Genomic DNA, 14,520 nt, shown 5'->3' with positions numbered 1-14,520 from the left:
GCGGCCACGCACTCGCCTGCGCAGGCCGCCAAAAAAGCAAGCCTCGCCTATCTTTGCCAACATGGCAACGGTTCGGGCGCACGTATATCAAGCCCGACTGAAAACGTTTACATCCATAGAGAACATGCAACACAGACTTTCCATGTGTCGATCCGTGCCGTATTCACCCTGCTGCCACCGAGGCTGAGCTAGGCTGTGGTTTTAGCTGCCTTTCATCGCCATGCCCATCGCCAAACTGATTCTTGTTCGCCACGGCGCCACCGAATGGAGTGCCAACGGCCGGCATACCTCGCGCACGGATCTACGATTGACGCCAGAGGGCATCGCCGAAGCCGAGCAGCTGAAACACTGGCTGGCGGCGCAACAACCGGCACGTGTGTGGTGCAGCCCATTGCGCCGGGCGCGCGAAACGGCGGCGGCCTGCGGCTTTGACGACCCGCATATCGTCGACGCCCTGCGCGAATGGGATTACGGGGATTTTGAAGGCCTGACCACACCGCAGATCCAGCAGCAGGTACCGGGCTGGAACGTGTTCACCCATGGCGGCGGCCAAGGCGGCGAAACCCCCGAGCAGATGTGTGAACGCATCGACACACTGATCGAATGCGCCCGCGGCAGCGACGATGCGCCCATCGTCGCCTTCGCCCATGGCCACGCGCTGCGTGCCCTGGCTGCGCGCTGGATGGACCTGCCGATCAGCGCGGGCGCGCGGCTGTCATTGCATTCGGGCCGCGTCGGCCTGCTCGACTACGAGCACGACCAGGGCGCGCTGGCCGGCTGGAACCTCGCGCCGGCCACATAACGCACCGAGCCTACGCGGCCGGGCGAATGCGAATGGCCGACAACACCGCATCGCCCTGCTCCGGCACGAAATCGAGCTTCAGCGCTCCATCCACCGAGCGCGCGGTGAACTGACGGATGATGCCGCGAAGCGCGCCACCGGCTGCCTTGCGCACATCCAGATCATCGAGCACGGTGGCGCCGTTGGCCCGCACATCGAAGCGCCACGGCGCGGAAGCCTTGGTGCGCGGATCGACAAACAACAGTGTGACGTTCCAGCGTCCCGCCGGCAGCGGGATGGCGTAGCTGAAGCGCCCCTGCCGATAGCCCAGCCGCGTCGCCGGCACACCAGCGCCCGCCAGCGATTGCGCGTGCGCACCTTTCAGCCGATGTGCCGTGCCGCCATGGAACCAGTTATCCGAGCCGCCGCGCAGACCATCGCGATCGGTGAAACCAGCCAAATCGCCTACGTTGATGCTCAAGCCACGCTTAGCGTCGGGCGCCAGCCAGCGCACCGAATCGCTCACCGTACGGCCATCAAATACGGCGCTGGCGCGCAGCGCATTGGCCCCCGGCACAAGGTGAACCTCGCGCTTCACGCAGACATGGCCGGGACAGGCCACCGTCCCCAACGAGTGGCCATTGAGGCCAAGCGTCACTTGCGGCGCATTGGCATACACACGCACATCGGTCACGGCGTAATCGCGGTGTATGTAACGCCGTCCATTGATGTGCACGGTGGGCTGCTTGGACCACTGCGCGCGGTAGTAGTAGAAGGCGTCCTTGCGAATCTTTCGATCGAAAGTGACCAGACCTTTGTCGTTGATGTCGGTGGAGTCGCCAGCGTGGCGAATGGGCGATGAGAAATCGAACATGTTCCACACCCATGCGCCCCACAGATAATGCCGGCGCGCCAACTGCGCCCAGGCATGCTCGTGCCACCAGCTCTGGAACTCTTCCGGATGCGGCCGCCCTTCGGTATCGATTGGGCCACCCAAGGGATTGTCGGTGTGCTGGCTCACCGCGCCGCCGGCGCCAAATTCACTGACACCAATGGGCTGATGCGGGTGCCTGGCGTGCAACGCATCCAGCGCCGGACCAAGCTCGCTCACCTTACCGTAATACCAGCCAAAGTAACGGTTGTAACCGATCACATCGCTGATGCCGGCGACATCGGGCATGGCTTTGCCCGGCTGCTGCGGGGTCGGCTCGCAACAGTCGGCCAGTGTCGTCGCGCGGCTGGGATCAAGCTGCTTGGCCAGCACCTGCAACTGGCGCAACACGGGCACCGGATCGGCCTTGCGCCCCACCTTTCCCTGCGCCATTTTCAGATCGGTCTCGTTGCCCAGCCCCCAGACCGCCACCGACGGGTGATTCATGTTCTGCTTGATCAGCTCGGTGAGCTGCTGGCGGGCATTGGCGATCAGTGCGGCATCAGCGGGCGCGTTATGCAACGACACCGCATCGACCAGCGGAATCTCCGACCACACCACCATGCCGGCTTGATCGGCCAGGCGGAACCAGAGCGGCGCGTGCTCGTAGTGCGAGAAACGGATGGTATTGGCGCCGATGTCCTGGATGATTGCCATGTCCTGGCGCTGATCGGCATCACTGATGGCCCAGCCTTTGCCCAGCCGATCCTGGTGCCGCGACACGCCGTGCAACACCAGGTGCTTGCCATTGAGAAAGAAGCCGCGATCCGCGTCGATGCGCATGGTGCGCACGCCCAGCGGCTGCACCACGCGATCGAGCACCCGGTCACCCCGACTCAGCGTGGCGACCACGTGATAAAGATACGGATCGGCGCGGCCATTCCAGCGATGCGGGTGAGGCAAGGTGAGTGCCACCGGTACCGCCTGCGTGCGCTGGCCCGCCAAAGCGACGGGCTGTGAGGTTTCCGCGACGGCATGCCCCTTGGCATCCATCACGCGCACATTCAATCGCAGCCGGCTTGCGGACGCCGCATCGTTGCGCAGCCGCGTGGTGACATGCACCGTGGCCTGCTGGGCGCTGACATCGCTGGTGTGGATGTAAACACCGGGGCCGCCGAAATCCATCAGGTCGATGTGCTGATCCGGTACGCCGATCAGGCTGACGCCGCGATAGAGCCCGCCGTGGATGAAAAAATCGCCGCTGAGCGGAATCACATCCTGCGTGCGGCTGCCGGGCGCCACCTTGCTGTTGTCGGCGCGCACCGCGATCACGTTGTCGCCGCGCCGATGCAGCGCGCCAGTCACATCGATGCGAAAACGCGAAAAGGCACCGGAATGATGCCCGACGTGCTTGCCATTCACCCACACATCGGCAATTTCGCCCACCGCGTTGAACTGCAGGAACAGCCGCTGCCCGACAGGAAGCTTCGCACCGGGCACATGCAGGCGATACCAGCCCACGCCTTGCTTCAGGTTGTCCGCCGCGGTGCGGTGCAGGGTGTACTGGCCAAAATGATTCCAGGTGTGCGGCAGCGCTACCTGGGTCCAGCCATGCGCCTTGAACGCCGGCGCCGACAGTTGACTGGCGTCACCGGGCTTACCCGTGTAGTGAAAACGCCAGCCATGCATCAGCGAAAGCGTATGACGTGCGCTGGGCGAGGTGACGGCGTGCGCTGCGTGGAAGGACACGGCCAACACCAAAAGCGCCAGTACTCCCTGCGTCCAGCGCCATTGGCTGCGCTTGCCCATGTCCCTTCCCCTTTGCGATCAAAGCACCGAGCTTTGCCAGCCGGTAAAGGCCTGTCAACCGCAACAGGTCATCGCCCGACTCAACGCGGACGCAGCATCACCCACAGGCCGCCATAGATCACGAACACCGGCCACCAGGTGTGCCAGGTGGCGCCAACGATGAAACCGCCACCCAGGGTCAACAGCATCAGCGCGGCCAACGCCGAGCGTCCCACCTGAGCGTCAAAGCGACCCTGGGCGCGATAGCGCTGCACCGCCTGCAGCAGCGGCACCAACGCCAGCAGCATCAGCGCAAACGCCCACCAGTGCGGGTAATCGAAGATGGTGAAATGCACACCGAGGTTACCCAGCAGGATGGCCAGGCCGATGGCGACAATCACCAGCCCGGTCACCAGGCGGCGGGCGGATGCGGCGCGTTGCGGATTCTCAGTCACCTGAATGCGTTCCTTGAAAATTCGCCGTCCACCTTAAATTTCGCCCGCGCACGGTACAAGCGCCGGCGGCATGTCAGGTGACCGCGTCGACGTGGCGCGTGTCCTTGTCCGACACGGTGCCTGCACCCAGCACGGGCAAGGCGGTGATGCGCAATTTGGCGGCCGCGTAGGGAATCAGCGTCAGCATCACGGCTGGCTCGTCGCCTGCGGCTTTGGGAGCCTTGGGCACCGGATCGGCAGCGCCCTCTTCGGCCTTCCATGCCGGCACCGGATGCGCGGCCACCTGCAGCGTGACCGGCGGCTGGCTGCGCGCAAATGGTGTCGGGCCCACTGGCTGATGCGATACCTGCACTTTGGCGTCGGCGGGCACACCATAGTTCCAGCGCGAGGCCGGATAAATCTGCCAGTCCGAGGTCAGGCCGCGCCGGCGCCACTTCACCCACGCCTCGTCGATCGGCAACGAAAACACCAACGCACCGTGGCGGAAACTGACCGAATCGTTGAAACCGGGCACGCGCTCGACCTCGGCCTCGAAGCGTGCCTCGATCACATCGCCCGGTTGCCAGTGCCGGTCGATTCGCGTGAACTGACCGGCCTTGGCCACCGTGACGGCTTCGCCGTTGACGCGGATGCTGGCATGTTTGGCCCAGCCCGGCACACGCAAGGACAACGGAAACCGCAGCGCCTGGCGCGGCTCGACGTGGATACGGATCTCGGAGCGGAACGGATAGTCGGTGCTCTCGTCCACACGCACCGGCACGCCACGCACCACCGTCTCGACATGGCATGGCGCGTACACCGCCGCGGCCAGTCCATCGTCAGCCGAGGCCATCCAAAGGCTCGATGTGAGCTTGGGCCAGCCCTGGTGGAAATTGGCGGTGCAGCAGCCAAAGTGCGGATCCAGGCCAAACAGGTTCGACTCCGGCCCGTTGGTAGTCCACGGACGACGGTGCAGGCTGCACTCCACCTGATTACTCTGCTGGTCGTACTGGTGCGCCCACATGTCGTCACTGAAGGTGCCGGGCAAAGCGTTGTAGGCGATGGTCTCCAGGCGGTCGGCCAGCGCGGCATCACCGAGGATGGCCAGCGCCGTTTCCAGTGAGAACATGGTCTCGACCACGGTGCACAGCTCGGTGCCCTGCGATGGACTGCGACCGGCCAGATGCTCATCGCAGGAGAACATGCCGTTGGGCTCACCGTGATAGCGATCGAGCATGGCCAGCTGATGGTGCACGGCGGCGCGATCGGCCGCCTGCCCCGACACCAGCCACCACACCGGCGAGGCCTTGATCGCCATGCCATTGTTGACGCCGTGCACGCGCAGGCCGATGTCTTCCATGAACACATCGCCGCCGTGTGCCTTGGCCTTCAGTGCCTTGGGGTCGACTTTGTGAGTGAAGGTGAAGTCGGCAAACATGGCCTGCCAGTCAAAGCCCTGCTGTTTGAGCAGCGCGGCCAGTTTCAGCAGGTCCGGATCGCCCGTGCGCCGATACAGCCACAGCACCGAGAGCAATTCATCGGGCCAGCGCATGCGGCCCCAGTCACGTAGGGGGCGCTGCGGCAGGGTTTTCAACTGATAGGCGAAATAGCGCTGCATCAGGGCGATGACGCGGGGATCGCCGGTCAGCTCGTGATACTGCGTCAGCACCTTCAGCATGACCATGCGCGGCCACCAGTCATTGTTGCTGCGCGGGCCAAACATGCCGTTGGGCCAGGGATGATCGAGCGTCCAGTCCAGAAAGCGCTGTGCCTTGGCTTTGAGTTCATCCGAATCGAGCTGCCAGGCCAGGGGCACCAGACCATCCAGGAAATACGGCCCGCGCTCCCAGGATTCACCCTTGCCACCCAGCCAGCCGCTGTCCGGGCCCACATCCGGCCAGGTCTCGTCCAGATGGCCGCCAAGCCCCGCCGCCTGAATTTCCAGCTGCCGACGCAACCAGCCGCGCGGCGTGACCGCGCCTGTAGGCAACAGGTAAAAGGCCTGGCTCCGCAGCTTGGAGTCATGCGCATGCAGTAGCGGCACACCTTGCATCATCGGCTTGTCAGGCTCACCCCGTTGCCCGGCCATCGCCACGCCCACCGGCAGCAAGGCCGCCGCGCCGGCTGCGCCGGAGCGCTGCAGGAAGTCACGTCGTGATGGAGAGGTCGGCTTTTCGTTCATGGCATATCCCGCGGGGATCGTTTGACCGCTCTATAGGTACTACAAATAAACTGTCGCGTCTGCGGCTCCCCTCTCCACTATGGCCACATGGAGGTAACGATATCGCCATGACTGCATCCGCAACAGGTCGCCGAATTATGGACATACGCAGCGCCAAAATCAGCGACAACCTCAACCGATTGCAAGCAACGAGAGCCCTGTTCTGCGACGCGCCAGTGGACTGCCGGTACAACATCCAGCGTCGGCTACCCGAGGCCAAGCCGACGCGGGGGGGGGGCGCCCGCGGAATACGTGTTCACTGCCGTGAACGACGTGCCCGACCCAGGGGGAGCAGTCAGCCGCCATGGCCTTGCCAGCCACAGAGCCTCGCGTAACCCGGCGCTACAGCAGGCGATTGAGCAAATGGTGGAAACGGAAGCGGCGAATGCGCTTCAACAGCTTGCGCGCCGATGGCGGGTAGCTGCGCGGATTTTGCAAATCGTGCGTATCGACCAGGCGCGTGGCGTGCTGGCGCAGGCGCTCCCACTCGGCCTGATGGCGCTCGCGAAGAAGCTGGTGCGGATCGCGGATCAGCAGTCCGTTTTCCAGGTCAAGTGCCCAGGCGCGGGGATTGAGATTGTTGCCGGTCAGCAGTGCATGCGTGTCATCGACCAGCATGCCCTTCAGATGGAAGCTGTTGGCCTCGTGGCGCCATAGCCACAAGTTGAGCTGGCCACGGGCAAGGTGGCGCTTGTGCGTGGACACGAAGCGGCGCAGGTTGGCTTCGTACAGATAAGGCAGCAGGCCGATTTTCTTGAACGGCTGATCGGGCGGAATGTAGAAGTCGTTGGCGCACTTGTCGCCGACCATCATGTCGATGCGACAACCCCTGCGCAGCGCCTGCCCCAGCGCCACGCGCACCGGCCGCGGCAGGTTGAAATACGGTGTCATCAGCACGATATGCTGGCGCGCGCAACGCACCAGATCCAGGATCACCGCGTTCAGCGCATTGTCCTTGCGCCCGAAACCGGCCAGCGGCGTGACCGAGACCTCACCGGCCGCCAGACGCTGGCCGGCGACCGTGTAATGCGCGCTTCGAAGCTGCTGGCGCAGATCGCGGATGGCCTGCGGGCGCTCGCGAAACGGCGGCGGGTCTGGCTGATCCAGACGCACTACCGCCGCGTTGTCGCGCAGGTTGGTGAACGCGAACCAGGCCAGACTGTCGGCCAGCGCAGCCGAATCGATCAGGTGATAGCGATCCAGCCGGTAGCGCTCGTGACGATGCAGGTACACATTGTTGAGGCTGGCACCGCTGTAGATCACGGTGTCGTCGATGACCATGCCCTTCAAGTGCAACACGCCGAACAGCTCGCGGTTCTGCACTGGCACACCCCACACGCGCACACCCTCGCCAAAGCGTTGCGCGTACTCGCGGTACATGGCCGCATTGCCGGCGCTCTGGCCGTGTCCGAGCAGTCCGCGACGGGCGCGATGGCCATCGACAAACACATCGATGCCCAACTGCGGATTGGCTATGCGCGCCGCATGCAGCGCCTGCATCACCTCGCGGCCGGCCTCGTCGTTTTCCAGATACAGCGCGACGATGATGATGCGTCGGTGCGCACGACCGATGGCGTCGATCAGCTGTTGGCGAAACGCTGCCGGGCCTTCCAGAACCTGGATGCGGCCGGCGTCCACGGCAAAACCGCCAAGGCTGGCCAGCGCCTCGCCACGACGGTGGCGAAACGGAGTCAGGCGCTGGGCCAATGAGGGAGTGGAAACGCTCTTGTTCATCGCCTTCATGCTAGCCGACCTTGGACGCACACGCGCGCTGCACCGCAGCTGACGGACTTCAGGTGCAGCGCGCTTGCGCCATGTCAGTCGACGATCATTACCGTCTTGGCATTGACGAACTCGCGGATACCAAAGCCGCCGTGCTCGCGGCCGTAACCACTGTCCTTGACACCGCCGAACGGCAGCTGCGGCTGCGCCAGGCGATAACCGTTGATGTTGACCATGCCGGTGTCGAAGCGCTCGCGCGCCATGCGCACGGCGCGGGCCTCGTCGCGCGAGAAGATGCCACCACCCAAGCCAAAGCGCGAGTCATTGGCGATGCGCAACGCATCCTCGTCGTCCTTGGCGCGGATAAGGGCAGCCACCGGGCCGAACAGTTCATCGTCATAGGCAGGCATGCCCGGCTGCACATTTTCCAGCACCGTGCTGGGGTAGAAAAATCCCTTGCCGTCGGGAACTTCGCCGCCCGTCACGCAACGCGCGCCGGCCTCAATGGAATTGATCACGCCATTGTGCAGCTTCTCGCGCAGGTCTTTGCGCGCAATCGGCCCAAGCTGGGTATCGGGATCAGTCGGATCGCCATATTCGATTGCCGCCATCTGCTCGACAAAGGCATCTCGAAACTGCTCGTAGACAGCATCGACCACCACAAAGCGCTTGGCCGCAACACAGGTCTGGCCATTGTTGTTGATGCGCCCCTGCACGCAGGTGGCGACCGCGCGTTCGATATCGGCGTCATGCAGCACCAGATAGGCATCGTTGCTGCCCAGTTCCAGTACCGACTTTTTCAGGCACTCGCCGGCCTTGGCGGCCACCTTGGCGCCCGCGGCGGGGCTGCCGGTCAGAGTGACGCCACGCACCTTGGGGCGCTCGATCAGCGCGGCCACCTGCGAAGCCTCGATCCTCAGTACGGCGAAAAGGTCATCCGGCAGGCCGGCATCACGATAGACCGACGCCAGCGCCAGCGCGCAGCCCCAGACGTTGGGCGCATGCTTGAGCAACACGCCGTTACCGGCCATCAGGTTGGCAATGGAGTAACGCACCACCTGGTAGAGCGGGAAGTTCCATGGCTGGATGCCCAGCACCACGCCGATGGGCTGATAGGTGACCAGGGCGCGGCCACCTTCCAGTTCGCGCGCTTCATCGGCCAGGGCATCCGCGCCGTTGTCGGCGGTGTACTCGCAGATCGAGGCACAGAGCTCGACCTCGGCCCCACCCTGCGCGATGGGCTTGCCCATTTCCTCGGTCATCAACGCACACAGGTCATCCTTGCGCTCACGCAACAAGCGGGCGACGGCCTTGAGCACCTTGCCACGCTCGGGCATCGAGGTATCGCGCCACTTGAGAAACGCCTGGTGCGTGGCGTCCAGCTGCGAGCGCGCCTCGGCGTCGCTCTGCAGCGTATAGGTGTCGATCACCGCCTCGGTGGCTGGATTGATGGTTTGATACTGGGCAGTCATTCGCGGCGCTCCTGGTCAACAATCACATACGGGGAGCTTCGAGTGTGGTCTGGCCAACCTGCACATAACTCAACATGAGCCGGCGATGTTCAGCGGCGCGAAAGCGGCATCAAGCCTGTGTCTGCGTCGCGTGCTCGGCACGCTCACGCCTTACCAGCCAGTAAAGTGGCAACGCCGTCGCAAGCATGGCCGCCGCCACTGCCAGATAAATGGGCCCATAGCCGTTCATCGCGCCCAACTGCAGGCCCACCACCGGCCCCAGGCTGCCACCGATATCGCCGTAAACCTGGTACAAACCCATCGCTCGCCCTTGGGTACGCTGGCTGGCGGTGTCGCTGAGCAGGGTCAAGAGTGGGATGGTCAACGCTCCACTGCCCAGGCCGATGACGGCCAGCGCCAGCGCCATGCTCCAGTCGTGGCCGGCCACATCCAGCGCGGCAAAGCCGGCGGCCGTGACCAGTGCCGCCGGCAACAGCAGCGCGGTGCGACCGCGTCGGCGATCAAGAAAACTGCCCGCCCCCAGGGCCGCGATGGCGCGAAACACCATCAGCAGCGCCATCATCAAGCCGGCACTGCCGGAACTGCCCAGGCCGAACACGGTGATGCCGCGCTTGTCGATCATCACCACCAGCGTGGCCAAAAGCACACCGGACACGGCAAAGAAGATCAGCGCATTGGCGCACCAGATCACCTGCAGCTGCGGCAAACGCAGCAAGCCCTTCCAGACCTTCCAGCCGCGCTCGTGCGAGGCGCCGGCATCGCCATGGGCATCGCGGGGCAACGCATACAGCGCGAACACGCCGGTGACCAGGGTGATGGCGGCGGCGGAAAGAAACGCCGCGTTTGGCGAGGCCAGGTCGGCAATCAGGCCACCGATCAGCATCCCGGCGGGAAGTCCCAGCGTCATCGAGGTGCGCACGCGGCCGGTCAGGCGTCCGCGATTGCGCGGCACGGAAATGGCCATCACCGCCGCCAACGCCCCCACCAGGATCAGCGAGGAGCCCACGCCCCACACCACTCGCCCGACCAGGAACCACAGCCCCGGCGAGCCCGAGTGCAGCGCCAGACTGAAAGCCAGTACCGCGACCGTTTCCAGAAACAGCCCCACCGCCACCGGCCAGCGCGCGCCGAAGCGATCGATCAGCGAGCCGGTGAACGGGTTGAAGAAAATGCGCGTGATGCGATTGGCCGCCAGGATGAAGCCGACCAGCACCGCCGACAGGCCCAGCTGCACACCCAGCATCGGCAGAATCGGAAACACCACGCCGCCGCCGACGCCGCTGAGCAAGGCGATAGCCGCAATCCACCAGCTGGCTTTCAGGGAATCATGGTAGGCGCGCTCATCGCTCATGCGCGCCCCGCTGCGCCGTCGGGGCGCTGTGCAATCGATCAATCATCGCTAAAGTGTGCCACGTCGCGTGTCGACGTCACGTGGGCCGGGGCCACGAAAGCCCGGTCCGTCGAGCGCCCACTCCCTTCGCAAGGTGATGCATGAATGAAAGCGGCCTGATCCACGCCTGTCAGCTCGATGGCAAAGGTGGCGCGCGTGCCATGGACTGGGACGACATCCGCCGCTGGCAGCCGGCCACCGGCCCGGTCTGGATCCACCTGGACTACAGCGTCGAGCACGCCCGCCAGTGGCTGAGCGAGCAAAGCGGGCTGGATGAAGTGGCCACCCGCGCCCTGCTGCGCGAGGAAACCCGCCCGCGCACCAGCAATATGGGCGAAGGCACCCTGGTGGTGTTGCGCGGCGTGAACCTCAATCCCGAGGCCGATCCGGAGGACATGGTGTCGATCCGTCTGTGGATCGACCGCGAGCGCATCATCAGCGCCGGCAAGCGCAGCCTGCTGTCGGTCGGCGATGTCATGCAGGCGCTTGAGCAAGGTCGCGGCCCGCGTACCACCGGCGGTCTGCTGGCCAGCTTCAGCATCCGCATCACGCAGCGCATGGAAGGCCCGATGGCCGAGCTGGAAGATCGCGCCGGCCAGCTGGAAGAGGACGTGTTCGAAGACGGCATCGACAAGACCCTGCGCGGCGAGCTTTCGGACATCCGTCGCCAGACCATCATGCTGCGTCGCTATCTGGCGCCGCAGCGCGAGGCCATGCGTGCGCTGTATGGCGACGAACACAGCTGGCTGTCGAACAAGGACCGCCTGAGGGTGCGCGAGGCCTCCGATCAGCTCGAACGCCACGTCGAACACCTGGATGCGGTGCGCGAGCGCGCCATGGTCAGTCAGGAAGAACTGAGCAACCGCCTGTCCGAGCGCATCAACGCGCGGCTGTACGTGATGTCGCTGGTGGCCGCCCTGTTCCTGCCGCTGAGTTTCTTCACCGGTTTGCTGGGCATCAACGTGGGCGGCATTCCCGGCACCGACAACAAGGCTGCCTTCGCCATCGTGGTCGGCATCCTGGTGGTGGTGGTCGCGCTGCAGCTGGCCTATTTCAAGGTACGCAAATGGTTCTGAGGGCGGCCGCTTAACCGCGGCCGCCCTCAGCCTCTATCACCATGTGGCGCTGATCAATCGATCAGTGACCGTGATCGCGGTGCGAATCGTCTTGGCTGTGATCGCCGTGACCGTGCGCGTTGCGCTTGCTGTCGTGATGGCTGGACGCCTGGCCGGAACGCCCGTGCGTGGAGGTCTTGCCGCCGTACTCGACGCGCGGCGGAACATGCGTCTGCACGGTGCCATGATGGCCGCTCTCGACGCGCGTACCGCGGTCAGGCGTGCGGCTTTGTGCCGGTACCCGCGGTGACGGCGTGTGCTGCCAACGGTCGGGCACGCGGCGCTGGGTTTCGTGCGCTGGTGTGCGATAGCTGTGCGTGGGCGTGCTCGAATGACCCGGCGGATGCTGGTAGCGCACGGTCGGCGTGCGCCGGTCACCATCGCCGCGACGCTCGGGCGTACGACGCACGTCGCCGCGATGCGAGTCGTCGTGGCGAGGCTGGCGATGGATCGGCGGCGGCCGACGGTGCGGCGCACGCGGCGCCGAATGACGTGGCGGCGCACGGCGATAGCGATCGCGCTCGTGGTACCAGGAGCGGTTTCGATAATGCGAACCCCAATACGCACCCAGCACAAAGCTGACAATCGGAATGCCGATGCGCGGTCCGTAGCTTTCCACGTAGACCGGCTGGTCCTGATACTCCGATTCCAGATAGGCGCCGGCCACCCAGCCGCGATCCGGACCGGCGATCACATCGCACCAGCTCCAGTCATCCAGGCAGCCCTGGATCATCACTTCCGAGCCCTCAGGCAAAACGGTAATGCGCGGATAGCCGATATCCGGACCGGCGCGCAGCGTCAGGTCAGCGGTCACATAAGCCGGATCGGCAGCCATCGCCGGCACGGCCATCAGGGATGAAAGGCCCAGGGCAACAACAGGCAACCATGGTTTCATGACAGCTCGCTCCTATTATTTGGTGCGGGGCCTTTCCCGCGTGGCCGTGTTCCAACCCGACATGGGCTCACATTAGCCCCACCTGCTGAACACCACCCCACCCAGGGCACGATACCGGCAAGACAGCCCCGACAAGGACGATTTTCGTACTCTTGTTGAACGTGTGCAGCCAGCGCGAGTTGACAGCGCGCCACAAATGCGGACCCTGAGACGATTGAATTACCTGTCATGACAGCATGAGCGACGACGCGCATTTCAAACCACCCAGCCTGGTACTGACCACCATCGGCCTGTCGCTGGCCACCTTCATGCGCGTGCTCGACACCACCATTGCCAATGTGTCGCTGCCGACCATCGCCGGCAATCTGGGCGTCAGCTACAACCAGGGCACCTGGGTGATCACCTCGTTCACGGTGTGCATGGCCATCTCGCTGCCGCTGACCGGGTTTTTGTCCAAGCGCTTTGGCGAGGTGAAGCTGTTCGTCTGGTGCACCTTGCTGTTCGCCATCACCTCGCTGATGTGCGGGCTGTCGGAAAGCATGGGCATGTTGCTGTTCTTCCGCGCTATCCAGGGTGCGGTGTCCGGGCCGATGTATCCGGTCACGCAAAGCCTTCTGATCTCGGTGTACCCCGGCGAGCGGCGTGGCATGGCGCTGGCGCTGCTGGGCATGATCACGGTGCTCGCGCCGATTGCCGGCCCGGTGCTGGGCGGCTGGATCACCGATGATTATTCGTGGCCGTGGATCTTCTTCATCAACGTGCCCATCGGCATTTTTGCCAGTGTGGTCGCGGCCACACAGCTGGCGGGCAAGAAAGACCCGGTATCACGGCCGAAGGTGGACTACATCGGCCTGTTCACGCTGATCATTGGCGTCGGCGCGCTGCAGATCATGCTCGACAAGGGCAACGATGCCGACTGGTTCCACTCCAGCTTCATCATAGCGCTGGCGATCATCGCTGCCATTGCCCTGGCCATCTTCCTGATCTGGGAGTTGACCGACGACAACCCCATCGTCGACCTGAAACTGTTCCGGCACCGCAACTTCGCCGCCGGCACGCTGCTGCTGGTACTGGCCTATGCGGCCTTCTTCGGCATGAACCTGCTGGTGCCGCTGTGGTTGCAGCAATCGCTAAACTACACCGCGATCTGGGCCGGCTTTGCCACCGCACCGATTGGCGTGCTGCCGGTACTGCTGACCTTCTTCGTGGGCAAATATGGGCCACGCATGGATCTTCGCATCATGGCGGCGGTGGCTTTTGTGATCATTGGCGTGACCTGCCTGATGCGATCGCACTTCAACACGCAGGTGGACTTCAACCACATCGCCATGGTGCAGCTGATCCAGGGCCTGGGCGTGGCGCTGTTCTTCATGCCGGTGCTGACCATTCTGCTGTCGGATCTGAAAACCAGCGAGATCGCCTCCGGCTCGGGCCTTTCCACCTTCCTGCGCACGCTGGGCGGCAGTTTCACTGCCTCGATCACCACCTTCCTGTGGGATCGGCGTTCCGTGGTGCATCACGCGCAGCTGGCCGAGAGCATCACTCCGTACAACCGCCAGGCGCGCGATGCACTGCACAGTCTGGGTCACAGCAAGCAGCAGGCGGCGGCGGTGATCAATCACTCGATCACGCAGCAGGCCTCGCAGATGTCCTTCAACGACATCATGCATGTGCTGGGCTGGGTGTTCATCGCGCTGGTACCGGTGCTCTGGCTGACCAAGCCGCCCTTCAACGGCAAGCGCCGCTGACATCGCCTGGGGGCGTCGCCTATTTGGTGTCGACGGCGTGCATGGCCTAGGCTGTGCGGGCTGTCCATTGAGGGACGTCGCCC

The 14,520-nt window shown here is 64.4% G+C and carries 10 protein-coding genes; 3 read left to right on the top strand and 7 right to left on the bottom strand.

Going from position 1 to position 14,520, the window contains the following annotated elements; translation table 11 throughout:
- The first annotated feature begins 220 nt into the window (after nucleotides 1–220).
- On the top strand, nucleotides 221–802 hold the full coding sequence (locus tag HBF24_RS02675; protein WP_167168477.1) for a histidine phosphatase family protein: 582 nt from the start codon (nucleotides 221–223) through the stop codon (nucleotides 800–802).
- 10 nt (nucleotides 803–812) lie between these two features.
- Here HBF24_RS02675 and HBF24_RS02670 read toward each other — a convergent pair whose 3' ends face one another.
- From HBF24_RS02670 to HBF24_RS02645, 6 genes are all read right to left on the bottom strand, one after another.
- Nucleotides 813–3,461, bottom strand: coding sequence for a glycoside hydrolase family 2 TIM barrel-domain containing protein (locus HBF24_RS02670; protein WP_167168475.1), 2,649 nt, complete (start codon nucleotides 3,459–3,461; stop codon nucleotides 813–815).
- An 80-nt stretch (nucleotides 3,462–3,541) separates the two neighbouring features.
- Entirely contained in the window at nucleotides 3,542–3,895 is a 354-nt protein-coding gene (locus HBF24_RS02665) for a hypothetical protein (RefSeq protein WP_167168472.1), read from the bottom strand.
- A gap of 73 nt (nucleotides 3,896–3,968) precedes the next feature.
- The gene (locus tag HBF24_RS02660; protein WP_167168469.1) at nucleotides 3,969–6,056 is read right to left on the bottom strand and encodes a beta-L-arabinofuranosidase domain-containing protein; all 2,088 of its coding nucleotides are present in this window, start codon (nucleotides 6,054–6,056) and stop codon (nucleotides 3,969–3,971) included.
- A 381-nt stretch (nucleotides 6,057–6,437) separates the two neighbouring features.
- Nucleotides 6,438–7,829, bottom strand: a complete 1,392-nt coding sequence (gene pssA, locus HBF24_RS02655; protein WP_167168466.1) for a CDP-diacylglycerol--serine O-phosphatidyltransferase — start codon at nucleotides 7,827–7,829, stop codon at nucleotides 6,438–6,440.
- 83 nt (nucleotides 7,830–7,912) lie between these two features.
- On the bottom strand, nucleotides 7,913–9,289 hold the full coding sequence (locus HBF24_RS02650) for an NAD-dependent succinate-semialdehyde dehydrogenase (RefSeq protein WP_167168463.1): 1,377 nt from the start codon (nucleotides 9,287–9,289) through the stop codon (nucleotides 7,913–7,915).
- 109 nt (nucleotides 9,290–9,398) lie between these two features.
- Nucleotides 9,399–10,640 carry an MFS transporter gene (locus tag HBF24_RS02645; protein WP_167168460.1) on the bottom strand — a complete coding sequence of 414 codons (1,242 nt, stop codon included), beginning with the start codon at nucleotides 10,638–10,640 and terminating at the stop codon, nucleotides 9,399–9,401.
- A 140-nt stretch (nucleotides 10,641–10,780) separates the two neighbouring features.
- Here HBF24_RS02645 and HBF24_RS02640 point away from each other — a divergent pair, with 140 nt between their 5' ends.
- Nucleotides 10,781–11,755: a zinc transporter ZntB gene (locus HBF24_RS02640; protein WP_167168457.1), complete on the top strand. Its 975-nt coding sequence runs from the start codon at nucleotides 10,781–10,783 to the stop codon at nucleotides 11,753–11,755.
- A 61-nt stretch (nucleotides 11,756–11,816) separates the two neighbouring features.
- On the opposite strand, the gene HBF24_RS02635 is transcribed toward HBF24_RS02640, so the two are convergent.
- Nucleotides 11,817–12,689: an SH3 domain-containing protein gene (locus HBF24_RS02635; RefSeq protein WP_167168454.1), complete on the bottom strand. Its 873-nt coding sequence runs from the start codon at nucleotides 12,687–12,689 to the stop codon at nucleotides 11,817–11,819.
- 236 nt (nucleotides 12,690–12,925) lie between these two features.
- Between HBF24_RS02635 and HBF24_RS02630 the strand changes: the two genes are divergently transcribed.
- Nucleotides 12,926–14,437, top strand: coding sequence for a DHA2 family efflux MFS transporter permease subunit (locus tag HBF24_RS02630; RefSeq protein ID WP_167168451.1), 1,512 nt, complete (start codon nucleotides 12,926–12,928; stop codon nucleotides 14,435–14,437).
- The last annotated feature ends 83 nt before the right edge of the window (nucleotides 14,438–14,520 follow it).

Origin of the sequence: Oleiagrimonas sp. C23AA (assembly GCF_011759385.1) — a bacterium.
Classification (GTDB): domain Bacteria; phylum Pseudomonadota; class Gammaproteobacteria; order Xanthomonadales; family Rhodanobacteraceae; genus Oleiagrimonas.
Note: the sequence above shows the minus strand (reverse complement) of the source record. Positions and strands in the feature narration are given on the sequence as shown.

Bases quoted from the DNA above. Each gene is read 5' to 3' on its own strand.
- HBF24_RS02675 (WP_167168477.1), top strand. From the start codon at position 221: ATGCCCATCGCCAAACTGATTCTTGTTCGCCACGGCGCCACCGAATGG.
- HBF24_RS02670 (WP_167168475.1), bottom strand. From the start codon at position 3,461: ATGGGCAAGCGCAGCCAATGGCGCTGGACGCAGGGAGTACTGGCGCTT.
- HBF24_RS02660 (WP_167168469.1), bottom strand. From the start codon at position 6,056: ATGAACGAAAAGCCGACCTCTCCATCACGACGTGACTTCCTGCAGCGC.
- pssA (WP_167168466.1), bottom strand. From the start codon at position 7,829: ATGAACAAGAGCGTTTCCACTCCCTCATTGGCCCAGCGCCTGACTCCG.
- HBF24_RS02650 (WP_167168463.1), bottom strand. From the start codon at position 9,289: ATGACTGCCCAGTATCAAACCATCAATCCAGCCACCGAGGCGGTGATC.
- HBF24_RS02645 (WP_167168460.1), bottom strand. From the start codon at position 10,640: ATGAGCGATGAGCGCGCCTACCATGATTCCCTGAAAGCCAGCTGGTGG.
- HBF24_RS02640 (WP_167168457.1), top strand. From the start codon at position 10,781: ATGAATGAAAGCGGCCTGATCCACGCCTGTCAGCTCGATGGCAAAGGT.
- HBF24_RS02635 (WP_167168454.1), bottom strand. From the start codon at position 12,689: ATGAAACCATGGTTGCCTGTTGTTGCCCTGGGCCTTTCATCCCTGATG.
- HBF24_RS02630 (WP_167168451.1), top strand. From the start codon at position 12,926: ATGAGCGACGACGCGCATTTCAAACCACCCAGCCTGGTACTGACCACC.